The 20,822-nt window shown below is 67.8% G+C and carries 25 protein-coding genes; 17 read left to right on the top strand and 8 right to left on the bottom strand.

Going from position 1 to position 20,822, the window contains the following annotated elements:
• Positions 1–34: 34 nt before the first annotated feature.
• Positions 35–664, bottom strand: coding sequence for an L-threonylcarbamoyladenylate synthase (locus HMPREF2924_RS20405; protein WP_003091486.1), 630 nt, complete (start codon positions 662–664; stop codon positions 35–37).
• A complete protein-coding gene (locus HMPREF2924_RS20410; protein WP_003091487.1) occupies positions 661–1,548 on the bottom strand; it encodes a PHP domain-containing protein in 888 nt (295 codons plus the stop codon). The genes HMPREF2924_RS20405 and HMPREF2924_RS20410 overlap by 4 nt, the downstream gene beginning before the upstream one ends.
• 215 nt (positions 1,549–1,763) lie before the next feature.
• Between HMPREF2924_RS20410 and HMPREF2924_RS20415 the strand changes: the two genes are divergently transcribed.
• From HMPREF2924_RS20415 to HMPREF2924_RS20445, 7 genes are all read left to right on the top strand, one after another.
• On the top strand, positions 1,764–2,351 hold the full coding sequence (locus tag HMPREF2924_RS20415) for a septation protein A (protein WP_003091488.1): 588 nt from the start codon (positions 1,764–1,766) through the stop codon (positions 2,349–2,351).
• A 1-nt stretch (position 2,352) separates the two neighbouring features.
• Complete coding sequence (locus HMPREF2924_RS20420; protein ID WP_003091489.1) at positions 2,353–2,652, top strand: YciI family protein; 300 nt, start codon at positions 2,353–2,355, stop codon at positions 2,650–2,652.
• Positions 2,653–2,827: 175 nt separating this feature from the next.
• Positions 2,828–3,196, top strand: coding sequence for a hypothetical protein (locus HMPREF2924_RS20425; protein ID WP_003111064.1), 369 nt, complete (start codon positions 2,828–2,830; stop codon positions 3,194–3,196).
• A gap of 10 nt (positions 3,197–3,206) precedes the next feature.
• Entirely contained in the window at positions 3,207–3,884 is a 678-nt protein-coding gene (locus tag HMPREF2924_RS20430; RefSeq protein ID WP_003091491.1) for a response regulator transcription factor, read from the top strand.
• A gap of 128 nt (positions 3,885–4,012) precedes the next feature.
• Complete coding sequence (locus HMPREF2924_RS20435) at positions 4,013–4,453, top strand: Spy/CpxP family protein refolding chaperone (protein WP_003091492.1); 441 nt, start codon at positions 4,013–4,015, stop codon at positions 4,451–4,453.
• 114 nt (positions 4,454–4,567) lie between these two features.
• Positions 4,568–5,911, top strand: coding sequence for a HAMP domain-containing sensor histidine kinase (locus HMPREF2924_RS20440; RefSeq protein WP_003130482.1), 1,344 nt, complete (start codon positions 4,568–4,570; stop codon positions 5,909–5,911).
• Positions 5,912–5,954: 43 nt separating this feature from the next.
• Entirely contained in the window at positions 5,955–6,431 is a 477-nt protein-coding gene (locus tag HMPREF2924_RS20445; RefSeq protein WP_003130479.1) for a hypothetical protein, read from the top strand.
• Here the strand turns inward: HMPREF2924_RS20445 and HMPREF2924_RS20450 are convergent.
• Both HMPREF2924_RS20450 and HMPREF2924_RS20455 read right to left on the bottom strand, forming a co-directional pair.
• The gene (locus HMPREF2924_RS20450; protein WP_003130478.1) at positions 6,412–6,972 is read right to left on the bottom strand and encodes an NAD(P)H nitroreductase; all 561 of its coding nucleotides are present in this window, start codon (positions 6,970–6,972) and stop codon (positions 6,412–6,414) included. The genes HMPREF2924_RS20445 and HMPREF2924_RS20450 overlap by 20 nt on opposite strands.
• A gap of 64 nt (positions 6,973–7,036) precedes the next feature.
• Positions 7,037–7,408, bottom strand: a complete 372-nt coding sequence (locus tag HMPREF2924_RS20455) for a YkgJ family cysteine cluster protein (protein ID WP_003130476.1) — start codon at positions 7,406–7,408, stop codon at positions 7,037–7,039.
• A gap of 157 nt (positions 7,409–7,565) precedes the next feature.
• On the opposite strand from HMPREF2924_RS20455, the gene HMPREF2924_RS20460 reads away from it, so the two are divergent.
• The 5 genes from HMPREF2924_RS20460 to HMPREF2924_RS20480 all read left to right on the top strand — a co-directional run bounded on the left by HMPREF2924_RS20460 (position 7,566) and on the right by HMPREF2924_RS20480 (position 12,604).
• Complete coding sequence (locus HMPREF2924_RS20460) at positions 7,566–9,020, top strand: TrkH family potassium uptake protein (RefSeq protein ID WP_003091497.1); 1,455 nt, start codon at positions 7,566–7,568, stop codon at positions 9,018–9,020.
• Positions 9,021–9,086: 66 nt separating this feature from the next.
• Positions 9,087–10,232, top strand: a complete 1,146-nt coding sequence (locus HMPREF2924_RS20465; protein ID WP_004363206.1) for an MlaE family ABC transporter permease — start codon at positions 9,087–9,089, stop codon at positions 10,230–10,232.
• On the top strand, positions 10,229–11,023 hold the full coding sequence (locus HMPREF2924_RS20470; protein WP_003109197.1) for an ABC transporter ATP-binding protein: 795 nt from the start codon (positions 10,229–10,231) through the stop codon (positions 11,021–11,023). The genes HMPREF2924_RS20465 and HMPREF2924_RS20470 overlap by 4 nt, the downstream gene beginning before the upstream one ends.
• Before the next feature lies 1 nt (position 11,024).
• Complete coding sequence (locus HMPREF2924_RS20475; protein ID WP_004363204.1) at positions 11,025–11,963, top strand: MlaD family protein; 939 nt, start codon at positions 11,025–11,027, stop codon at positions 11,961–11,963.
• A complete protein-coding gene (locus HMPREF2924_RS20480) occupies positions 11,960–12,604 on the top strand; it encodes an ABC-type transport auxiliary lipoprotein family protein (RefSeq protein WP_003130465.1) in 645 nt (214 codons plus the stop codon). Before HMPREF2924_RS20475 ends, HMPREF2924_RS20480 begins: the two co-directional genes overlap by 4 nt.
• A 22-nt stretch (positions 12,605–12,626) precedes the next feature.
• Here HMPREF2924_RS20480 and HMPREF2924_RS20485 read toward each other — a convergent pair whose 3' ends face one another.
• Positions 12,627–13,640: an AraC family transcriptional regulator gene (locus HMPREF2924_RS20485; protein WP_003130464.1), complete on the bottom strand. Its 1,014-nt coding sequence runs from the start codon at positions 13,638–13,640 to the stop codon at positions 12,627–12,629.
• Between the two features lie 142 nt (positions 13,641–13,782).
• Between HMPREF2924_RS20485 and HMPREF2924_RS20490 the strand changes: the two genes are divergently transcribed.
• Together HMPREF2924_RS20490 and HMPREF2924_RS20495 are read left to right on the top strand one after the other, a co-directional pair.
• Positions 13,783–14,100 (top strand): Mpo1-like protein, encoded by a 318-nt coding sequence (locus tag HMPREF2924_RS20490; RefSeq protein WP_003091504.1) that lies wholly within the window; start codon positions 13,783–13,785, stop codon positions 14,098–14,100.
• Positions 14,101–14,318: 218 nt separating this feature from the next.
• The gene (locus HMPREF2924_RS20495; RefSeq protein WP_003124349.1) at positions 14,319–15,710 is read left to right on the top strand and encodes a protein CyaB; all 1,392 of its coding nucleotides are present in this window, start codon (positions 14,319–14,321) and stop codon (positions 15,708–15,710) included.
• Here HMPREF2924_RS20495 and HMPREF2924_RS20500 read toward each other — a convergent pair.
• Both HMPREF2924_RS20500 and HMPREF2924_RS20505 read right to left on the bottom strand, forming a co-directional pair.
• The gene (locus tag HMPREF2924_RS20500) at positions 15,700–16,755 is read right to left on the bottom strand and encodes a glycosyltransferase family 4 protein (RefSeq protein WP_023093910.1); all 1,056 of its coding nucleotides are present in this window, start codon (positions 16,753–16,755) and stop codon (positions 15,700–15,702) included. The two genes, HMPREF2924_RS20495 and HMPREF2924_RS20500, sit on opposite strands and share 11 nt — an antisense overlap.
• Positions 16,752–17,564, bottom strand: a complete 813-nt coding sequence (locus tag HMPREF2924_RS20505; RefSeq protein WP_003091510.1) for a UDP-2,3-diacylglucosamine diphosphatase — start codon at positions 17,562–17,564, stop codon at positions 16,752–16,754. Before HMPREF2924_RS20505 ends, HMPREF2924_RS20500 begins: the two co-directional genes overlap by 4 nt.
• A 146-nt stretch (positions 17,565–17,710) precedes the next feature.
• Here HMPREF2924_RS20505 and HMPREF2924_RS20510 point away from each other — a divergent pair, with 146 nt between their 5' ends.
• From HMPREF2924_RS20510 to HMPREF2924_RS20520, 3 genes are all read left to right on the top strand, one after another.
• Positions 17,711–18,475 carry a helix-turn-helix domain-containing protein gene (locus tag HMPREF2924_RS20510; protein ID WP_003091511.1) on the top strand — a complete coding sequence of 255 codons (765 nt, stop codon included), beginning with the start codon at positions 17,711–17,713 and terminating at the stop codon, positions 18,473–18,475.
• A 64-nt stretch (positions 18,476–18,539) separates the two neighbouring features.
• Positions 18,540–18,875, top strand: a complete 336-nt coding sequence (locus tag HMPREF2924_RS20515; RefSeq protein WP_003091512.1) for a tRNA-binding protein — start codon at positions 18,540–18,542, stop codon at positions 18,873–18,875.
• 9 nt (positions 18,876–18,884) lie between these two features.
• On the top strand, positions 18,885–19,778 hold the full coding sequence (locus HMPREF2924_RS20520; protein WP_003130462.1) for a DMT family transporter: 894 nt from the start codon (positions 18,885–18,887) through the stop codon (positions 19,776–19,778).
• A 79-nt stretch (positions 19,779–19,857) separates the two neighbouring features.
• Here HMPREF2924_RS20520 and HMPREF2924_RS20525 read toward each other — a convergent pair whose 3' ends face one another.
• Complete coding sequence (locus HMPREF2924_RS20525) at positions 19,858–20,811, bottom strand: LysR family transcriptional regulator (RefSeq protein WP_009313729.1); 954 nt, start codon at positions 20,809–20,811, stop codon at positions 19,858–19,860.
• Positions 20,812–20,822 lie beyond the last annotated feature (11 nt).

Consider the following 20,822-nt stretch of genomic DNA (forward strand, 5'->3'; position numbering starts at 1 on the left):
CGGTAGGCTCGTGGTGGGCGGATTCGGGCGGCGCTCAGGCCGGCTGCATGAACGGCGCCGGATCGCCGCAACCCACGCGGATCACTTCGGGATCGGTGTCGGTCAGGCTGATCACGGTGGAGGCCTCGCCGCCGCCATAGCCCCCGTCCACGATCAGGTCGACCTGGTGTTCCAGTACCTGGCGCATTTCATAGGGATCGTTCAGTGGCTCGCCGCTGCCGGGCATGATCAGGCTCACGCTCATCAGCGGTTCGCCTAGCTCCTCCAGCAGCGCCCGGGCGATCGGACAGTTCGGCACGCGCAGGCCGATGGTGCGGCGCTTGGGGTGCAGGAGCATGCGCGGCACCTCGCGGGTGGCGCTGAGGATGAAGGTGTAGGGACCGGGGGTGTGCGCCTTGAGCAGGCGGAACAGGCCGGTGTCGACCTTGGCATAGACCCCCAGCTCGGAAAGGTCGCGGCAGACCAGGGTGAAGTTGTGCTTGTCGTCCAGTTGGCGGATGCGGCGGATGCGATCCACCGCGGTCTTTTCGCCGATGCGGCAACCCAGGGCATAGGACGAGTCGGTGGGATAGACGATCACCCCACCCTGGCGGACGATTTCCACCGCCTGCTTGACCAGCCGTGGCTGGGGATTTTCCGGATGGATCTGGAAGAACTGGCTCATTCGGCCCCCTTGGCTTCGGAATGACGTTCGGTATCGCGAAAATGCCTGGCGAAACGCGGCCACATGGCCGGCAGGTCCTCTGGAACCGCACGGTACATGCCCAGTTCGGACCAGTCGCCCGGCGCGTGGAAATCGCTGCCGGCGGTGACCATCAGGCCGAACTCGCGGGCCAGGATCGACAGGGTACCGACCTGTTCGGCCGGCTGCACGCCATTGACCACCTCGATGGCGTGTCCGCCGGCCTGGAGAAAGTCGGCGACCAGGCGCCGGCGCTTGGTCCGGGTGAAATCATAATGGTACGGGTGCGCCAGGCTGATCCAGGCGCGCGCCTCGCGCAGGCAGCCGACCACTTCCTCCAGGGTCGGCCAGTGCTGCTTGACGTCTCCCAGCTTGCCGGCCCCCAGCCACTTGCGGAACGCGTCGGCGCGATCCTTGACCCAGCCGCCCTGGACCAGGAACTCGGCGAAATGCGGCCGCGCCGGCGCGTTGCCGCTGTCGCCCAGGGCCCGCTGGATCGCCCGCGCGCCCTCCAGCGCCCCGGGCATACCCTTGGCCGCCAGCCGTCGGTCGATTTCCTCGGCGCGCGCCCAGCGGCCGCGGTGCAGGGCTTCGGTGGCCTGGCGCAGGGGAGCGGCGTCGAGGTCGAAACCGTAGCCCAGCACATGGATGGTGGCGCCACCCCAGGTGCAGGACAACTCGACGCCGTTGACCAGTTCGATACCGAGTCGAGCGGCCGCCTGGTGGGCTTCCGGCAAGCCTTCCAGGGTGTCGTGGTCGGTCAGCGCCAGCAGCCCGACGCCTTTCTCGTGGGCCCGCTGCACCAGGGCGGCGGGCGCGAGAACGCCATCGGAGGCGGTACTGTGGCAATGCAGATCGACACGCATGGCTGAATCCTGATTCCAGTGAAGAATGGTGATGAAGCAACGCCGATTCGCTGCCTCGCGGTATCGAGACGTACCGTTCATGGGTCCGGGGAGCCTGCTCCACCTGGCGAATGCGCCTGCGGCACAGGCCTGACGCATTCGGAAAGACAGGATGACTGTTTCAGAACATCCAGAGGTTGCTATTATGCCGCTTCAACCGTGTCCTGACTGCCACCATGAAGCAATTCATCGATTTCATCCCACTGATCCTGTTCTTCATCGTCTACAAGATAGACCCTCAGAACGTCGAGTTCGCCGGGTTCAATCTGAGTGGCATCTACGGCGCGACCGCGACCCTGATCCTCGCCTCGGTGATCGTCTACGGCGCCCTCTGGCTCAAGCACCGCCACCTGGAAAAGAGCCAGTGGTTCACCCTCGGCGCCTGCCTGGTCCTCGGCGGCCTGACCCTGGCCTTCCACGAGGACACCTTCCTCAAATGGAAGGCGCCGCTGGTCAACTGGCTGTTCGCCCTGGCCTTCGCCGGCAGTCACTTCATCGGCGACAAGCCGATGATCCAGCGCATCATGGGCCATGCCATCCAGTTGCCGCAGGGCCTCTGGGTGCGCCTGAACATCGCCTGGGTGGTGTTCTTCCTGGTGTGCGGCTTCGCCAACCTGTACGTGGTCTTCACCTATCCGAACTTCTGGGTGGACTTCAAGGTGTTCGGCAGCCTCGGCATGACCTTGCTGTTCCTGATTGGCCAGGGCCTGTTCCTGGCTCGCCACCTGCACGACGCCGATACCGGCGAAAAGCCCAAGGACTGACATGCTCTACGCGATCATCGCCCGTGACATCCCCGCTTCCCAGGAACGCCGCCTGGCCAGCCGCCCGGCCCACCTGGCCCGCCTCGAACAGCTGAAGGAAGAAGGCCGCCTGGTACTCGCCGGCCCGCACCCGGCGATCGACAGCAACGACCCGGGCGCCGCCGGCTTCACCGGCAGCCTGATCGTCGCCGAATTCGATTCCCTGGCCGCGGCGCAGAGCTGGGCCGAGGCCGACCCCTACCGGGCCGCCGGGGTGTATGCCGAGGTGGTGGTCAAGCCGTTCAAGAAAGTCCTGCCCTGAGGCAGTCGCCGGGTACCGGCGGCCGGCCCGGTCGCCCTCCCGGCAAACGTTTTCGCACCGGACGCCGCTTTCCGGTGCCCGCCGCAGCGCAACCAGGCCGGTCCGGCGCTTTCGCCGAGCCGGAAGGGCGAACCGGAAGACAGTGCAATCCGTCGCTTCATCGGTACAAGGAGTCATGATGCGTCCATCCACTGCCCATTGCCTGCTGCTGAGCCTGAGCCTGGGAGCTTCCCTGGCCCAGGCCGAGGAACCCGCGCCAGCACCGATTCCAGCCGCGCAGCCTTCCATTGCGCAGGCTACCGCCGAACTGGAGCGCCGCCTGGTGGAAACGGAACGCCAGCGCGACGAACTGGTCAGTCGTATGCGCCAGGAGAACCGCCAGCTGCGCGAGCAGTTGCAGGCGGCCCAGGCGCAGCGGCAACCGCCGCTGCTCACAGAAGAGCAGACCTGGTATGTCGCCGGCGCCGCCACCGCCCTGCTCGCGTTCGTCCTCGGCGCCCTGAGCCGCGGCCGCCGGCGACAGCGACGCGAATGGATCAATTGAGCGACACCCGATGAGCGAACTGCTGTTGATCGACGATGACCGGGAGCTCTGCGAGCTGCTCGGTACCTGGCTGGTCCAGGAAGGTTTCTCCGTGCGTGCCAGCCACGACGGCGCCCAGGCCCGTCGCGCCCTCGCCGAGCAGACGCCGGATGCCGTGGTGCTCGACGTGATGCTGCCGGACGGCAGCGGCCTGGAACTGCTCAAGCAACTGCGCGGCGACCATCCCGACCTGCCGGTGCTGATGCTGTCCGCCCGCGGCGAGCCGCTGGACCGCATCCTCGGCCTGGAACTGGGCGCCGACGACTACCTGGCCAAGCCCTGCGACCCGCGCGAACTCACCGCACGGCTGCGCGCCGTGCTGCGGCGAACCCACCCGGCGCAGCCCAGCGCGCAGATGCAACTGGGCGACCTGTCGCTGAACCTGACGCGCGGCGTGGCACAGATCGACGGCCAGGAGATCAGCCTGACCCTTTCCGAAAGCCGCATCCTCGAAGCGCTCCTGCGCCAGCCCGGCGAACCGCTGGACAAGCAGGCCCTGGCGCAACTGGCGCTGGGCCGCAAGCTGACCCTCTACGACCGCAGCCTGGACATGCACGTCAGCAACCTGCGCAAGAAGCTCGGCAGCCACCCCGACGGCAGCCCGCGCATCCTCGCCCTGCGCGGCCGCGGCTACTACTACAGCCACTGAGCGGGTTTCGTCAGCCCGCCGACACAGGGTCTTTACCCAAGCTTTACCCAGGGCTGACCGCGCTTGACCTTGACCTCCCTAGACTGGGCTCATCCGGTAAATGGCCGGACCCAGAAAGGAGAAATACCATGCGCAAGACGCTAACCGCCCTGTTCATCGCCGCCGCCCTGCCGACCTTCGCCATGGCCGCGCCCGCCGCCAACGACCTGCCGCCCCCGCCGATGGAAGGCGGCCACATGATGGGCCAGCACGGTCCCCGGCATGGCGGCCCGATGAAGGAACTGAACCTGACCCGCGAACAGCGCCAGCAGATGGGCAAACTGATGGGCGAACAGATGAAGGCCCGCCACGAGATCACCCAGCGCTACCTGGCCAAGCTGCCGGCGGCCGAGCAGAAGGCCCTGAAGGACGAACTCAAGGCCAGCCACGAGAAGACCCAGAAGGACATCCGCGCCCTGCTCACCCCCGAGCAGCAGAAGAAGTTCGACGAACTGCAGAAGAAGCGCGAGCAGCGCAAGGCAGAGTGGGCCGAATTCCAGCAATGGAAGGCCGACAAGAAGTCCAACTGACGTCCGAGCCACCGCTACCGGGTCCTCCGGTAGCGGTCTTCCGACCAGCCGGAATCGCATATCCTAGGGGTTTACCCACGCGGCCGGCCCGACATGCGATTCAACAGGAAAACCATGCGTTCACTCTTCTGGCGAATCCTCGCCGCCTTCTGGCTGGCCCTGCTGCTGGTAGCCGGGCTTTCCATCCTGCTGGGTCGCGCGCTGAACCAGGACACCTGGATCATCGCCCGCCATCCCGGCCTGAAGGATCTCGCCGAGCAGTGGACCGCCCTCTACGAAGAACAGGGCAGCTACGCGGCCCAGGGCTTGCTGGAGCAACGCCGCCGCGACTACGGGATTTCCATCCAGGTGCTCGACGAAAGCGGCCAGCGCCTGGTCGATGGCACCTACCTGCCGCGCCCCCGCCACCGCCACCGCCCGCCGCGCACCAGCGACCGCAACCTGCCGCGCTTCCCCTGGCGCCAACTGAGCCAGGAATACGTCAGCCCGCAGAGCAACCATACCTATCTGTTCATCTACCGCATCCCGCACCCGGAGCTGGAGGCCTGGCACCGCGGCAGCCTGCTCTGGCCGCTCAGCGCGCTGGGCATCGCACTGGTGGTGCTGACCCTGTTCAGCCTGCTGCTAACGCTGTCCATCACCCGTCCGCTGAACCGTCTGCGGCGCGCCGTGCACGACCTCGGCCAGACCACCTACCAGAAGGACAGCCTGGCCCGCCTGGCGCGGCGCGGCGATGAACTGGGCACCCTGGCGCGTGATTTCAACCGCATGGGCGAACGCCTGCAAAGCCTGATCGGCAGCCAGCGACAGTTGCTCCGCGACGTGTCCCACGAACTGCGCTCGCCGCTGGCGCGCCTGCGCATCGCCCTGGCCCTGGCCGAGCGCGCCGAACCGCAAGCGCGGGCGCAGATGTGGCCGCGCCTGGAACAGGAATGCGACCGCCTGGAAGCACTGATCGGCGAGATCCTCGCCCTCGCCCGGCTCGACGCCGAACCCGGCGCGAGCCAACGGATCGCCCTGCTGCCGCTGCTCCAGCGGCTGCGCGAAGACGCCCTGCTGCTGGCTCCGGAACAGGATATCCGCCTGGAAGTGGCGCCTGACCTGAGCATCGACGGCTGGCCGGACATGTTCGAACGCGCGGTGGACAACCTGCTGCGCAACGCCGTGCGCTTCAACCCCGTCGGCCAACCCCTGGAGGTGCGTGCCAGCAGCGCCGGCGACTACCTGCGCCTGAGCGTCCGCGACCATGGGCCAGGCATCGCCGTCGAACTGCAGGAGCAGTTGGGCGAACCGTTCTTCCGCGCACCCAACCAGAGCAGCCCGGGACACGGCCTGGGCCTGGCCATCGCCCGCCGCGCCATCGAGCGCCACGGCGGGCACCTGCGCCTGGGCAACCATCCCGACGGCGGCTTCATCGCCACCCTCAGCCTGCCGCTACGGCGCAAGGCGACCGAATGACGCCGCGCCCCGATGCGCGACACTTCCCCCAGGAGCATCCGGCATGACTCTCCCCGCTTCGTTGTTCCTCGATGAACTCCCGCTCGCCCAGGCCATCGCGCCGCCGGAGCTTCCCGGCGACGAGCCGCAATCGCTGGTCCTGGCGGTCGAGCTGGGACAGGTCGCCCAGCAACTGCGGCAACGCTGGGCGCGCCTCGACCTGAACCTGCCGGAGCGCGGCACCTGGCCGCTGGAAAGCTGGCGCCCGGCCTTGCACGAGGCGCTCTACGGCCTGCTCGGCGGCGCCGCGCAGGCCCGCCCGTGGCAGCGCATCACGCTGAATCCGGCGCTGGACGCGCGCCACGGCCGGCTGCGCCTGGACATCCTCGGCCAGGCGGAAGAAGGCCGGCGCTGGCTGCCGGCGGCCGTGGAAGCCGCCCGACGACTGGCCGGCTGGCAGGGCGGACGACTGCTCTGGCACGCTCAGGGCGCGTATTGGTGCGTACGCCTGCTGTTGCCGCTCAGCCCGGCCAGGCGCTGACGAAGGCCGTCGGGTCGAGTTCCGTCGGCGTGCGCAACTCGCCCATCGGCGTACCCAGGTAGACGAAGCCGATGATCCGCTCCTGCTCGCCGAGCCCCAGGCCGGCGTGCACCACCGGATCGGTGGCCATCTCGCCGGTCCGCCACATCGCCCCCAATCCCTGGGCATAGGCGCCCAGCACCAGGCCGTGGGCAGCGCATCCGGCGGCCAGCAGTTGCTCGCCATGCGGCACCTTCGGGTGATCCTGCAGGCAGGCCACCGCCACGACCAGCAGCGGTGCCCGCAGCGGCATGTTGCGGGCCTTGGCCAGCGCTTCCTCGGCGGCGTCCGGCTGGCGGCTCGCCAGGGCGCGGGCGTAGAGGTCGCCCAGGGCCCGGCGGCCTTCGCCTTCTACCACGATGAAGCGCCAGGGCCGCAGTTGCCCGTGGTCCGGGGCACGCAAGGCGACCCGGAACAGCCGGTCGAGCTGCTCCGGCGAGGGCGCGGGATCGCTCAGGCGGGCGTGGGAAACGCGAGTGAGCAAGGCGTCGAGAGCCTCCATGGGCGAACTCCTGTCAGAAACGAAATCGCCATTGTAGACGCAATCGCCAGGCTCACGCCCGCTCTCAGGCGACCCGGCCCGGCGCCAGATGCGGCTGCAGCGGCGGGGTCAGCGGTGGCAGGCCGTAGGCGGCGCGCGCGGCATCGCAGGCCGGGTTGGGCTGGCCGTTGACCCAGGCCGCCTCGAACTCGCGGCAGGTACTCGAGCGCTGCTCGTAGACGGTGCAGCGAACACCGCAACCGACCTCGCCGAGCAGCCCGACGCAGCGCGCCGGCTTGTTCTCGGTACCGCTCATGGCGACCATCTGCGGGCTGATGCGGACGGTCAGTTCGTCGGGTACGACGCCGCCTGCGGAACGGCACTCGCCCCAATAGAAAGACACACGAAAATGCGCACAGCAGGCGCCGCAGGTAAGACACGGATTGTCAGTCGACATGGTTGGCAGAACACCAGAGAAACCGGCGAGCGCCGGCGGGCGAAGCGAGATTCTAGCGATTTCGCGGCTGCTGTGAAGAGGGGCGCAGCGGCAGATTTACTCTCCGCGGACGGCTGGTAGAATGACCGGTCCGCCACCGCCCAGAGCCCCACGATCCATGGCCTTGCCGACCCTACGCATCCTCGGTTTCATCATCGGCATCTTCCTGATCACTCTGGCCGCCAGCATGCTGGTCCCGATCCTGACCATGCTCGCCTTCGACCGTACCGAAGGCATCCAGGCGTTCATCTGGTCCAGCGTCGCCACCTTCGTCACCGGCCTCGGCCTAGTCCTGCCGGGGCGTCCCGAGCATGTCCACCTGCGCCCGCGGGACATGTACATGCTCACCGTATCGAGCTGGGTGCTGGTATGCATCTTCGCCGCCCTGCCGTTCGTCCTGCAGCAGCACATCAGCTACACCGATGCCTTCTTCGAAAGCATGTCGGGGATCACCGCCACCGGCTCCACCGTGCTCAGCGGGCTGGACGACATGTCCCCGGGCATCCTCATCTGGCGCTCGCTGCTGCACTGGCTGGGCGGCATCGGCTTCATCGCCATGGCCGTGGCGATCCTGCCGATGCTGCGGATCGGCGGCATGCGCCTGTTCCAGACCGAATCCTCGGACCGCTCGGAAAAGGTCCTGCCACGCTCGCACATGGTCGCCAAGTACATCGTCGCCACCTATGTCGGCATCACCCTGCTCGGCAGCCTGGCCTTCTGGGGCGCCGGCATGAGCCCGTTCGACGCGGTCAACCACGCCATGTCGGCGATTTCCACCGGCGGTTTCTCCACCTCCGACCAATCCCTGGCCAAGTGGAAGCAGCCGGCGGTGCACTGGACCGCGGTAGTGGTGATGATCCTCGGCAGCCTGCCGTTCGCGCTCTACGTCGCCACCCTGCGCGGACACCGCAAGGCGCTGATCAAGGACCAGCAGGTCCGCGGCCTGCTCGGCCTGCTGCTGGTGACCTGGCTGCTGATGGGCACCTGGTACGCGGTAACCTCCAAGCTGCCCTGGATGGATGCCTTCCGCATCGTCGCGGTGAACGTCACCTCGGTGGTCACCACCACCGGCTTCGCCCTCGGCGACTACAGTATGTGGGGGCACTTCTCGATCATGCTGTTCTTCTACCTCGGCTTCATCGGCGGTTGCTCCGGCTCTACCGCCGGCGGCATCAAGATCTTCCGCTTCCAGGTCGCCTACACCCTGCTCAAGGCCAACCTCTACCAGTTGATCCACCCGCGCGCGGTGCTCAAGCAGAACTACAACGGCCATCGCCTGGACGAGGAAATCGTCCGCTCGATCCTGACCTTCTCGTTCTTCTTCGCCATCGTCGTCTGCCTGCTCGCCCTCTGCCTGTCGCTGATCGGCCTGGACTGGATGACCGCCCTCACCGGCGCCGCCAGCACCGTGGCCGGCGTAGGCCCGGGGATGGGCCCCATCATCGGCCCCTCGGGCAACTTCGCCAGCCTGCCGGACGCCGCCAAGTGGCTGCTGGCCGCCGGCATGCTGCTCGGCCGCCTGGAGATCATCACCGTGCTGGTCCTGCTGACCCCGGCGTTCTGGCGCCACTGAGCGCTCACGGGCCTGTCTGCAATGGCTCTACTCAGGGACTGAAAAGCCGGTGTAAGCTTCTGCACCATGACGACACAGCCGCAACCCGGCCACGTGAGCCTGGATAGCTCCACCCAGCCCGCCCGCGTCAGAGCCATAGGTGATTGGACGCTCGCCCACTACACGGCTCTGGAGCGCGAGGTGACGCGCCTGCGCAGCGAAGTGGCGGGCAACGCCAGCTTCGACCTGAGCCAGTTGGGCGCCCTGGATACCGCCGGCGCCGCCCTGCTCGCCGAATTGCTCGGCGCCGAGCGCCTGGCCGACCTCGCCGAGCTGGAGCCCGGCCTGCCGCGCGAGCGCCAGGCCCTGCTGAAGACCGTCGGCCACGCCCTGCACGACTTCTGCGAACCGGAAAAACCCAAGCCGCCGACCACCGCCATCGAACTGCTGGCTCGCATCGGCTGTGCCATGGAGACCTTCTGGCTGCACCTCAAGGCACTCCTCGGCTTCATCGGCCTGACCCTGGAGACCCTGCTCCGCAGCCTGGTCCGCCCGGCCAGTTGGCGGGTCACGCCGCTGGTGGCGAACATCGAGAAGAGCGGCCTGGACGCGGTGCCGATCATCGCCCTGCTGACCTTCCTGGTCGGCGCGGTGATCGCCTTCCTCGGCGCCACGGTGCTGGCCAACTTCGGCGCGACCATCTACACGGTCAACCTGGTGGTGTTCTCCTTCCTCCGCGAGTTCGCCGTGCTGCTCACCGCGATCCTCATGGCCGGCCGTACCGCCAGCGCCTTCACCGCGCAGATCGGTTCGATGAAGGCCAACGAGGAGATCGACGCGATCCGCGCCCTCGGCCTCAACCCCATCGAGCTGCTGGTGCTGCCGCGGGTGCTGGCGCTGCTGGTATCGCTGCCGATGCTGACCTTCGTCGGCATGCTCTGCGGCATCGTCGGCGGCATGACCGTCTGCGCCTGGACCCTGGACATCCCGCCGGCGATGTTCCTGTCGATCATGGAGGACGGAATCGGCGTACAGCATTTCCTGGTCGGTATCAGCAAGGCCCCGCTGTTTGCCTTCCTGATCGCCGTGATCGGCTGCCTGGAAGGCTTCAAGGTCAGCGGCAGCGCCCAGTCGGTGGGCGAGCACACCACCACCAGCGTGGTCCACTCGATCTTCGTGGTGATCCTGCTCGACGCCCTCGCCGCGCTGTTCTTCATGGAGATGGGCTGGTGAGCCAGGACAACCCGCAGGCGATCATCCAGGTCCGCGACCTGTGTAACCGTTTCGGCGCCCAGGCGGTCCACGAGCACCTCGACCTCGACGTCCGTCGCGGCGAGATCCTCGGCGTGGTCGGCGGCTCCGGCACCGGCAAGTCGGTGCTGCTGCGCAGTATCGTCGGCCTGCGCCGGCCGACCTCCGGCAGCGTGCGGGTGTTCGGCGAAGACCTGCTGCAACTGCCGGAGGAGCGCCGCTCCCTGGTCGAACGGCGCTTCGGCGTGCTGTTCCAGCAGGGCGCGCTGTTTTCCTCGCTTACCGTGGTGGAGAACGTCGCCCTGCCGCTGATCGAAAACGCCGGCCTGCCGCGCGCCGACGCCGAGCACCTGGCCCAGGTCAAGCTGGCCCTGGCCGGGCTACCGGCCAACGCCGGCGACAAGTATCCGGCCTCGCTTTCCGGCGGCATGATCAAGCGCGCCGCCCTGGCCCGCGCCCTGGCGCTGGACCCGGACATCCTGTTCCTCGACGAGCCTACCGCCGGCCTCGACCCGATCGGCGCGGCGGCCTTCGACAACCTGATCCGTACCCTGCGCGACGCCCTCGGCCTGACGGTGTTCCTGGTCACCCATGACCTGGACACCCTGTACACCATCTGCGACCGGGTCGCCGTGCTGTCGCAGAAGAAGGTCCTGGTGGTCGATACCCTGGAACGGGTCGCCGCCACCGACGACCCCTGGGTCCGCGAATACTTCCACGGGCCGCGCGGGCGCGCCGCCCACCAAGCCGCCGCCGTGCCGGAGAATCACTGAGATGGAAACCCGAGCCCACCATGCGTTGATCGGCCTGTTCAGCGTGATCGTGATTGGCGCCGCCCTGCTCTTCGGCCTGTGGCTGGCCAAGTCCGGCTCGGAGGGCAAGTTCAACTACTACGACATCGTCTTCAACGAAGCGGTCAGCGGCCTTTCCCAGGGCAGCTCGGTGCAGTACAGCGGGATCAAGGTCGGCGACGTGGCCTTCCTCCGCCTCGATCCGCAGGACCCGCGCAAGGTCTGGGCACGCATCCGCGTGGTGGCCAGCGCGCCGATCAAGCAGGACACCACCGCCAAGCTGGCGCTCACCGGGATCACCGGCACCTCGATCATCCAGCTCAGCAGCGGCACGCCCGCCAGCCCGATGCTGGAGGGCAAGGACGGGAAGATCCCGGTGATCGTCGCCACGCCCTCGCCGCTGACCCAGTTGCTGAGCAACGGCGAAGACCTGATGGGCAACATCAACCAGCTCATCGCGCGCTTCAGCAACCTGCTCTCCGAGGAAAACACAGCGCGCATCAGCCGCACCCTCGACCATCTCGACCAGGCCACCGGCGCGCTCTCCGCCGAGCGCGAGAACGTCAGCGCGGTGATGCAGCAGTTGGCCCAGGCGAGCAGGCAGGCCAACGCCGCGCTGGCCCAGGCCAGCGAGTTGATGCGCAGCGCCAACGGCCTGCTCAACGAGCAAGGCAAAGGGATGATGGAAAACGCCAACAAGACCATGGCTTCGCTGGAGCGCACCAGCGCCACCCTCGACCAGTTGATCAGCGAGAATCGCCACTCGCTGGACGGCGGCATCCAGGGACTCGCCGAGCTGGGCCCGGCGGTCAGCGAACTGCGCGATACCCTGGCGGCACTGCGCGGAATCAGCCGGCGCCTGGAAGAGAACCCGGCGAACTACCTGCTGGGCCGGGAAAAAACCAAGGAGTTCACCCCATGAGGCTCGCCCTTCGCCCGCTGCGTCGCCTGTCCCTGGCCGCCGGCCTGGCCGCGCTCGCCACCCTCGGCGCCTGCTCGATCCTGCCGGAAGCGCAGGTCCTCCAGGTCTACCTGCTACCGGTGCACAACCCTCCGGCCAGCGCCGCCGCGCGGCCGGTCGACTGGTCGCTGCGGATCGCCCGGCCGCGTACCAGCCTGGTGCTGGAGAGCCCGCGCATCGCAGTGCGCCCGCACGGCGACGAAATCAGCGTGTACCAGGGCGCGCGCTGGAGCGATCCGGCACCGTCGCTGCTGCGTGACCGTCTGATGCAGGCGTTCCAGGCCGACGGCCGGGTCCGCGGCCTGAGCAGCGACGACAGCAACCTGCAGGCCGATTTCGAACTGGGCGGCGACCTTCGCGCCTTCCAGACCGAGTACCCGAACGGCCAGGCCAGCGCGCTGATCCGCTACGACGCGCGCCTGGTGCGTACCGACGACAAGCGCGTGGTCGCCAGCCGGCGTTTCGAGGTCAGCCAGCCGGTGGACGGCAAGAAGGTCGCGGCGGTGGTCAGCGCCTTCGGCAAGGCCGGCGACACGCTGTCGGCCCAGGTCCTCGACTGGACCCTGCGCCAGGCCTCGGCGCAACCCGCCGGGCAGCCCTGAAGCGTACCGCCTGGCCTGGCGACTAGCCCGGGCGCTCCTGGCGGCGCGCCCGGTATTCGTTGGGCGTGCAGCCGAACCAGCGGCGGAATGCCCGGAAGAAATTGCTCGGATCGGCGAAACCCAGCAGGTAGGCGACCTCCAGCAAGGTCAGGCCGGGCTGCTGGAGATACTGATCGGCCATATCCCGACGTGTGTCGTCGAGCAGTTGCTGGTAGCTGGTGCCCTCCTCCTGGAGGCGTCGTTGCAAGGTGCGCTGCGACAGGTGCAGCGCCTGGGCCACTCGTTCGCGCTTGGGTTCTCCCTGCGGCAACAGCCGGCACAGGGTCTGCCGGGCCAGATGGGTGATGCGGCTGGTGCTGAAACGCGCCAGGTATTCGCCGGCGAAGCGATCGTGCAACTGGGCCAGCGCCTCGTTGGCCGAGGGTAGCGGCGTCTCGAGGTCGACGCGGGAAAACACCAGCGCGAACTCCTCGGCGTGAAAGCGCAGCGGCGCGCGGAACAGCTCGGCATAGGGTGCCAGCGGCTCGCGGGGCGCGCCGGGCAGTTCCACCGCCAGCGGGTCCAGCGGCCGGCCGGTGATCCAGCGGACCATGTCCACCAGGTAGGCCAGCGAGCATTCGGCACTCTGCGGCGGCGCCGGCAGGCGATCGCCATGCACCGTGACGCCGAGTCGATAGCCCTGCGGCGTGCGGCGGAAAGTCAGGTCGGACGCTTCCGCGATGATCCGCTGGTAGCGTTCCAGGCGCGCGAAGCCTTCCGCCAGGTTGCGGCTCGACATCAGCGCATAGCCGACGACGTGGAAAGCCGGGCGCCGGACCCGGGCGATGTTCAGGGCGATCGCCGGGTTGCCGCTGAGCGCCACCGCACGCTGCCACAGACGGCTCATCGCATCCTGCGGGAAGCGCGCGTCGGGGTCCTGCAAGGCCTGGTAGTCGAGGCCCAGCTCGGCGAACAGCTGGCGTCCGTCGAGGCCTTCCAGCTCCAGGGCGAGGACGATGCCCTGGACCCAGCTGGACAAGGTTGTACGTTCCGGCATCGGTCTCTTCTTGTTCTGGCGGGAGGCACGCCGACCGTCGACCGGCCTGGCGGCCCAAGGATACTAAACTGGCCCTGTATGTCATCCGCGACATCGTGCGGCCCGCACTACACTGCGCGGACACAACGAGAGGAGGCATTCCATGAGCAGCCCTGACGACGAGCGTTTCCACAGTTTCGCCGAGTTCTACCCCTACTACCTGCAGGAACACAGCAATGCGGTGTGCCGCCGCCTGCACTACGTCGGCAGCCTGCTGGTGCTGGCGGTGCTGTTCCTCGCCGTGGCCAGCCAGCAGTGGCTATGGCTGCTGGCGCTGCCGCTGGTCGGCTATGGCTTCGCCTGGGTCGGCCACTTCGTCTTCGAGAAGAACCGCCCGGCCACCTTCAAGTACCCGCTGTGGTCGTTCATGGGCGACTGGGTGATGCTCAAGGACGCCTTCACCGGCCGCATCCGCTTCTGACCCGTCCCGCGCGGCCGGCCGCCCGGGCCGGTCGCTCCGCCGGGACGACCGTCGGTCCCGGATCGGTGCGCTTTCCTGAACTATCGCTCAGCTGTCACTGGCCGCCGCGCAAACGCTTGGTTAAGATTCCGCCAGCAACCTGGCCAACCGCCATTCCTCAGGCGGAAAGCTCACGAAGCCGAGCCGGGACGAAAATACACAGGGATCCTCTCCAGCGCATGAAGCCTACCCTCCCCGACCGCTCGCCGACGAGCCGGTCCGTCGCGTCCATGCGTGAATACTATTCGCGCGTGCTGGCCTATATCGCCTGTGGCGCCAGCATCGCGGCGGGAACCTACACCCAGTATTTCAGCTACGGCATCCTCTGGATGGTGCCCTATGCGCTGCTCTACCCGCACCTGGCGTACCACCTCGGCCAGCGCTTCCGCCAGCACGACCCGCGCAAGGTGACCCGCGCCCTGCTCGCGGTCGACGCCGTGCACTGTGGCCTGGGCATGGCGCTGCTCGGCTTCTCCGTGGTGCCCAGCCTGATGTTCCTGCTGGTGCTGAGCTTCACCGCGCTGGTCATCGGCGGCCTGCGCCTGCTCGGCATGGCCTTGCTGGTATCGGCCAGCAGCGCCCTGCTGGTCGCCGTGCTCGTCGCCCCGCCGCTGCTGGGCAATACCCCGGTCGAGGTGGCCGCGGTCAGCATCCTGTTCTGCGGACTGTACATCTGCATCACCGCCTTCTTCGGCCACCAGCAGGGCCTGCGCCTGGCCCAGGTGCGCCAGGAGATCGCCCGCGAGCAGGAAAAGGCCGCGCGGCTCGCGCGCAACCTGGCCAAGTACCTGTCGCCGCAGGTCTGGGAAATGATCTTCAGCGGCAAGAAGAGCGTGCGCCTGGAAACCCAGCGCAAGAAGCTCACCGTGTTCTTCTCCGACATCCGCGGCTTCACCGAGCTATCCGAGGAGCTGGAAGCCGAGGCCCTGACCGACCTGCTCAACAACTACCTCAACGAAATGTCGAAGATCGCCCTCAAGTACGGCGGTACCATCGACAAGTTCGTCGGCGACTGCGTCATGGTGTTCTTCGGCGACCCCAGCACCCAGGGCGCGAAGAAGGACGCGGTGGCTGCGGTATCGATGGGCATCGCCATGCGCAAGCACATGAAGGTGCTGCGCCAGCAGTGGCGGGCCCAGGGCATCACCAAGCCGCTGGAAATCCGCATGGGCATCAACACCGGCTATTGCACGGTGGGTAACTTCGGCGCCGACACGCGCATGGACTACACCATCATCGGCCGCGAGGTGAACCTCGCCAGCCGCCTGGAAAGCGCCTCGGAAGCCGGCGAAATCCTCATTTCCCACGAGACCTACTCGCTGATCAAGGACGTGATCATGTGCCGCGACAAGGGCCAGATCGCGGTCAAGGGCTTCAGCCGCCCGGTGCAGATCTACCAGGTGGTGGACTCGCGCCGCGACCTCGGCGCCGCGCCCAGCTACGTCGAGCACGAATTGCCCGGCTTCTCCATGTACCTGGACACCAACAACATCCAGAACTACGACAAGGAACGGGTCATCCAGGCCCTGCAACAGGCCGCCGAGCGCCTACGCGACAAGGTCATCCTCTGAGTTCGTCGAGCGCCGCCGGCAGTTCGTCGCGCCATTCCGGCGCAGTCCGCGGACCGCTCGCCTGCAGCGCCAGGAACTCCTCCGCCGAAACCCGCCAGGACTGCTCCCGCGCCCAGCGCCCGCAGGCCTGGCGATCCAGCGCCAGCGCCTGGCGGCAGGCTTCGCCAAGATCCTCGTGCATGACCCCGGTCACGCCCTGCTGCAATACATCCAGCGGCCCCGGCACGGCGAAGGCCGCCACCGGCACGCCGCAGGCCAGTGCTTCGAGCATCACCAGGCCATAGGTATCGGTCAGCGAGGGAAACACCAGCACCGAGGCCGCCCGGTAGGCGTCGGCCAGTGCGCGGCCATGGCGGTAGCCGAGAAAACGCGCCTGTGGATAGCGCTGCTCCAGCGCCGCCCGCTGCGGGCCGTCGCCCACCAGCCATTTTTCGCCCGGCAGTTCGAGATCGAGGAACGCCTCCAGGTTCTTTTCCGTCGCCAGCCGCCCGACATACAGGAACACCGGCGGCCGCTCTTCCGCCGCGGGTGTCTCGGCGGGATGGAACAGTTCGGTATCGACGCCCTTGCGCCACAGCCGCAGGTGCTGGAAGCGCCAGGCGCAGAACTCGTCGCGCAGGCGCGGGGTGCTCACCAGCACCGCCCGGCTCGGCCGATGGAAGGCGCGCAGGAAGGCATAGCCCCAGGACAGCGGCAGCCACGGACAGCGGTCACGCAGGTATTCGGGAAAACGCGTATGGATCGCCGAGGTGAAGTCCAGGCCGCGCTTGCCCAGCCAGCGCCGCGCGGCCCAGCCGAGCGGTCCCTCGGTGGCCAGGTGCACGGCATCCGGGGCGAAGGCCTCGATCAGCCCGCCGAGGCGCCAGAGATTCCAGGCTAGGGGGATTTCCGGATAGCTGGGACAGGGCAGGCAGCGGAAGTCGGCGGGCGACAGCACCCGTACCTGGTGGCCCAGCAGTTCCAGCTCGCGCTGCAGGGCCAGCAGGCTGGTGACGACTCCGTTGACTTGCGGTAACCAGGCGTCGCTGACGATCAATAGCCTCATGCCGCCGGCTCGACCGCCGCGGCCTGCGCCGCCAGCCGCGCCTGCTCCTCGGCCAGGCGGTAGAGCTGGATGCTGCCGTCCCAATGTTCGATCAGCGCCGTGCAGGATTCTACCCAGTCGCCGCAGTTGAGGTAGTCGACGCCCTCGATGCGGCGGATCTCGGCATGGTGGATGTGCCCGCAGACCACCCCGTCGAGCCCGCGCTTGTGACACTCGTGGGCGATGGCTTCCTCGAAGTCGCTGATGAAGTTCACCGCGGTCTTGACCTTGTGCTTGAGGTACGCCGACAGCGACCAGTAGCCGTAGCCCCAGCGCCGCCGCCAGTGGTTCAGCCAACGGTTGAGGAGCAGGGTGAACTCGTAGGCGGAGTCGCCGAGGAACGCCAGCCAGCGGTGGTAGCGGGTGATCACGTCGAACTGGTCGCCGTGTATCACCAGCAGCTTGCGGCCGTCGGCGGTACTGTGCACCGCCTCGTCGACCAGGCGGATGTTGCCGAGGATCAGGCTCGAATAGCGGCGCAGGAATTCGTCATGGTTGCCGGTGACGTAGATCACCTCGGTGCCGCGCTTGCTCAGGGTGAGCAGGCGGCGGATCACGTTGGTGTGCGCCTGCGGCCAGTAGATGCCGCCGCGCAGCTTCCAGCCGTCGATGATGTCGCCCACCAGGTAGATGCGATCGGCGTGGTAGCGCTTGAGGAACGCCGCCAGGTGTTCGGCCTGGCAATCCCGCGTCCCCAGGTGGACATCCGAGATCCACAGGGTCCGAACCCGCTGCTTGCGGTTCGAGGTGAAGCGTTGCGCGGTGCTCATCGGCGGGTCTCCGACGGTGTTTTTCCGATCTTGGACGGCGCCGGTGAAACGACTGTGACAGGCCGGCGACCGTTGCGTGACAGGGCGCGACTGTCTGTCGCCGGCGCCAGCGGGTAGACTGGGCGCCTGCCTCCGGGAGCTTCGCCATGGGTTCGATCCTTTCCCTGCGCCACTACAGCCACGACCAGATCGTCCACAGCCATGACCATGCCCAATTGGTCCTGGGCCTCAGCGGCTGCCTCGAGTTCGAGGTCGAGGGGCGCGGCAGCCGCGTGTTGCGGCAGACCTTCGCGGTGGTGCCGGCGCAAGCCCGGCATGCCTGCTCGAGTCCCGCCGGCAGCCGCTGCCTGGTCCTCGACCTGCCCTGCGACGGCAGCCTGCTGCTGGGCCTGGGCGAACACGCCGAAGCCGGTCGGCGGCTGTTCGAGCGACCGCAGGCGCTGTCGCTGACGCCCGCCCAGGGCCAACTGGTGAACTGGCTGGCCAGCGGCCCGATCAACGACCCGGTGATCGCCCACCAGGGCGCCGGCCTGCTCCTCGCCAGCCTGGCCAGCGAGCGCCAGCCGCCACGCCAGCAGCCACGCCTGCCGCTGGCCAGCCTGGACGCCTACCTCGACCGCCATGCCGCCCATCCGTTGCAGGTCGCCGACCTGGCACGGCTGGCCGGTCTTTCGGTGGCGCGCTTCCACAGCCTGTTCCTCGCCGAGACCGGGCAGACGCCCATGGACTACGCGCGCAGCCGACGCCTGCACCAGGCCCACGAACTGTTGCTGGAGAGCAGCCTGGCGGTGGGCGAGATCGCCGCCCGGGTCGGCTACGCCTCGCAGAGTGCCTTCACCGCGGCGCTGGTCCGCGAGTTCGGCGTCACCCCGCGGCAATTGCGTCGCGAGTCCCGCGACAAAACCGGCTAGCCGCACGACAGACAAATCCGTCGCGACTCCTTACTCTCTGCCCATCGACAGACCAGGAGTCAGCATGGACATCATCGAATGGCAGGATTTCGAACGCGTCGAACTGCGCGTCGGCACCATCCTCGGCGCCGCGCCCAACCCCAAGGCACGCAAACCCGCCTACATCCTCGAGGTCGACCTCGGCCCGCTCGGCCTGCGCACCTCCAGTGCGCAACTGACCGCGCACTACCAGGCCGAGGAACTGGTCGGCCGTCAGGTCCTCTGCGTCTGCAACTTCGCTCCGAAGCAGATCGCCGGGGTGCGCTCGGAGGTCCTGGTCACCGGGGTCTACGATAGCGAGGACAAGGTGGTCCTGGCCGGCTTCGACAAGCCCCTGCCCAACGGTGCGCGCCTGGCCTGAAGGATCCCCATGAATCGACGTTCCGCCCTCGCCGCCCTGCACGGCGGCGCCCTCCTCTTCGGCCTGACCGGGGTGTTCGGCAAGCTGGCCAGCGCCTCCCCCGGGGTGATCGTGTTCGGTCGCGCGCTGTTCGCGGTGCTCGCCCTCGGCCTCTTCGCCCGCCTCGCGGGCCAGGCCTGGCGCGCCCTGGGATCCGCGCAATGGCTGCGCCTGGCGCTCTGCGGCCTGCTCCTGGCCGGCCACTGGGTGAGTTTCTTCATCGCCGTGAAGACCGCCGGCGTGGCCATCGCCACCCTCGGCTTCGCCAGCTTCCCGGCCTTCACGGTAATCCTCGAAGGGCTGCTCTTCCGCGAGCGCATTCATCTCGCGGAAGGACTGCTGGTAGTCCTGGTCAGCCTTGGCCTGGTGCTGGTCACGCCGAACTTCGACCTCGCCAGCGGCGCCACCCTCGGCCTGCTCTGGGCGATCCTTTCCGGCCTGCTGTTCGCCCTGCTGTCGCTGGCCAACCGCAGCAACAGCGGGCAGGTCGGCCCGGTGCAGGCGGCGCTCTGGCAGAACCTGGTAGTCGCCCTGTGCCTGCTGCCGTTCGCGGTCGGCGAACTACCGGCGCTACCCGCTCTCGACTGGCTCTGGCTGGCCCTGCTGGGCGTGTTCTGCACCGGCCTGGCGCACAGCCTGTTCGTGGCCAGCCTGGCGGTGGTCAAGGCCCGCACCGCGGCGCTGGTATTCGCCCTGGAGCCGGTCTACGGGATCGCCTTCGCCTGGCTGTTGTTCCATGAGACACCGGGGCCGCGGATGTTCCTCGGCGGCGCCCTGATCGTCCTCGCCATCGTGCTGTCGGCGCGACTCGGCGCCAGGAACCGGCCGGTCCCGGACAACGGCTTGTCCGCTAACCGGGGCTGAACCCGCCGAGCCTTGCATCCGGGTCACGCACACCGGATCGCGGAAGGTACGAGCTGCCCCGGAATGGCGGCGGCGGGCCTCAGGTTCGTTGCGCGAGGCCGGACTCGAGCGCCAGCGCGATGGGCGTGAGCTGTATCTCGGGGTTCTCCGCGAACAGCTCCATGACCCAGTTCACAAAGCAGCGCACACGAACCGACAGGTGCCTGGAGCCCGGGTAGATGACATGCACCGGCGCCGCAGAAAAGTGCCATTGCGGCAGTACCGGAACAAGTTTCCCTGCGCGTACGAATCCAGCCACCGCGAATGGGGCGCCAGGGCAGATGCCGCTGCCCGCCACGCAGGCCGAAATAGCCACGTCGGGTTCGTCGAACTGCATTCCATCGCCGGACTGCACCACGAAACGCTCCGGGCCGGACTCCAGCTCCCACATGAACGGGTTGCGCTCCCTGCCGCTGAACCAGCTCAACCGCCTGAACTGCGATAGATCGTCCGGACTGTCTACACCGCCTATGGAGGCCAGGTACTCGGGCGAGGCATACAAGCCCATCTGGATGTCGCAAAGATGCCTGGCGATCATGCTGGAATCCTTGAGCGCACCTCCCCGGATCGTGCAATCGATGCCGTCCTCCAGCAGATTGCTGATCCGGTCCGAACTACTCAGCCGCAGCTGGATCCTCGGGTAGCGCGCCTGGAAGTCGTGCAGCCTTGGAGCGATCACCCATCGGGCGATGGTGATCAGGGAGTCCACTCTGAGCCGGCCGATGGGCGTCGCCGTCCCGCCCCTGAGCGTGGCCTCCAGTTCGTCTATCTGCTGCAGCAGGACCTGGCATTTGTCGAAGTACGCGCTGCCATCGTGCGTAAGGCTCAGGGCACGTGTCGTACGATTGAGCAAGCGCACGCCTAGATGCTTTTCAAGATCGCTGACGCGCTGCGAAACGCGAGCTTTCGGCAGGCCCAGGGCATCGGCCGCGCGTGTGAAGCTGCCGGCGTCCACCACCTTCACGAAGGTGGCCATGGCGGTGAGTTTGTCCATAGATTGTTCGC

The sequence above is a fragment of the Pseudomonas sp. HMSC063H08 genome (assembly GCF_001813645.1).
Taxonomy (GTDB): Bacteria; Pseudomonadota; Gammaproteobacteria; order Pseudomonadales; family Pseudomonadaceae; genus Pseudomonas; species Pseudomonas aeruginosa.

Coding starts and splice junctions, on each gene's coding strand:
- HMPREF2924_RS20405 (WP_003091486.1), bottom strand. CDS start 664: ATGAGCCAGTTCTTCCAGATCCATCCGGAAAATCCCCAGCCACGGCTG.
- HMPREF2924_RS20410 (WP_003091487.1), bottom strand. CDS start 1,548: ATGCGTGTCGATCTGCATTGCCACAGTACCGCCTCCGATGGCGTTCTC.
- HMPREF2924_RS20415 (WP_003091488.1), top strand. CDS start 1,764: ATGAAGCAATTCATCGATTTCATCCCACTGATCCTGTTCTTCATCGTC.
- HMPREF2924_RS20420 (WP_003091489.1), top strand. CDS start 2,353: ATGCTCTACGCGATCATCGCCCGTGACATCCCCGCTTCCCAGGAACGC.
- HMPREF2924_RS20425 (WP_003111064.1), top strand. CDS start 2,828: ATGATGCGTCCATCCACTGCCCATTGCCTGCTGCTGAGCCTGAGCCTG.
- HMPREF2924_RS20430 (WP_003091491.1), top strand. CDS start 3,207: ATGAGCGAACTGCTGTTGATCGACGATGACCGGGAGCTCTGCGAGCTG.
- HMPREF2924_RS20435 (WP_003091492.1), top strand. CDS start 4,013: ATGCGCAAGACGCTAACCGCCCTGTTCATCGCCGCCGCCCTGCCGACC.
- HMPREF2924_RS20440 (WP_003130482.1), top strand. CDS start 4,568: ATGCGTTCACTCTTCTGGCGAATCCTCGCCGCCTTCTGGCTGGCCCTG.
- HMPREF2924_RS20445 (WP_003130479.1), top strand. CDS start 5,955: ATGACTCTCCCCGCTTCGTTGTTCCTCGATGAACTCCCGCTCGCCCAG.
- HMPREF2924_RS20450 (WP_003130478.1), bottom strand. CDS start 6,972: ATGGAGGCTCTCGACGCCTTGCTCACTCGCGTTTCCCACGCCCGCCTG.
- HMPREF2924_RS20455 (WP_003130476.1), bottom strand. CDS start 7,408: ATGTCGACTGACAATCCGTGTCTTACCTGCGGCGCCTGCTGTGCGCAT.
- HMPREF2924_RS20460 (WP_003091497.1), top strand. CDS start 7,566: ATGGCCTTGCCGACCCTACGCATCCTCGGTTTCATCATCGGCATCTTC.
- HMPREF2924_RS20465 (WP_004363206.1), top strand. CDS start 9,087: ATGACGACACAGCCGCAACCCGGCCACGTGAGCCTGGATAGCTCCACC.
- HMPREF2924_RS20475 (WP_004363204.1), top strand. CDS start 11,025: ATGGAAACCCGAGCCCACCATGCGTTGATCGGCCTGTTCAGCGTGATC.
- HMPREF2924_RS20480 (WP_003130465.1), top strand. CDS start 11,960: ATGAGGCTCGCCCTTCGCCCGCTGCGTCGCCTGTCCCTGGCCGCCGGC.
- HMPREF2924_RS20485 (WP_003130464.1), bottom strand. CDS start 13,640: ATGCCGGAACGTACAACCTTGTCCAGCTGGGTCCAGGGCATCGTCCTC.
- HMPREF2924_RS20490 (WP_003091504.1), top strand. CDS start 13,783: ATGAGCAGCCCTGACGACGAGCGTTTCCACAGTTTCGCCGAGTTCTAC.
- HMPREF2924_RS20495 (WP_003124349.1), top strand. CDS start 14,319: ATGAAGCCTACCCTCCCCGACCGCTCGCCGACGAGCCGGTCCGTCGCG.
- HMPREF2924_RS20500 (WP_023093910.1), bottom strand. CDS start 16,755: ATGAGGCTATTGATCGTCAGCGACGCCTGGTTACCGCAAGTCAACGGA.
- HMPREF2924_RS20505 (WP_003091510.1), bottom strand. CDS start 17,564: ATGAGCACCGCGCAACGCTTCACCTCGAACCGCAAGCAGCGGGTTCGG.
- HMPREF2924_RS20510 (WP_003091511.1), top strand. CDS start 17,711: ATGGGTTCGATCCTTTCCCTGCGCCACTACAGCCACGACCAGATCGTC.
- HMPREF2924_RS20515 (WP_003091512.1), top strand. CDS start 18,540: ATGGACATCATCGAATGGCAGGATTTCGAACGCGTCGAACTGCGCGTC.
- HMPREF2924_RS20520 (WP_003130462.1), top strand. CDS start 18,885: ATGAATCGACGTTCCGCCCTCGCCGCCCTGCACGGCGGCGCCCTCCTC.
- HMPREF2924_RS20525 (WP_009313729.1), bottom strand. CDS start 20,811: ATGGACAAACTCACCGCCATGGCCACCTTCGTGAAGGTGGTGGACGCC.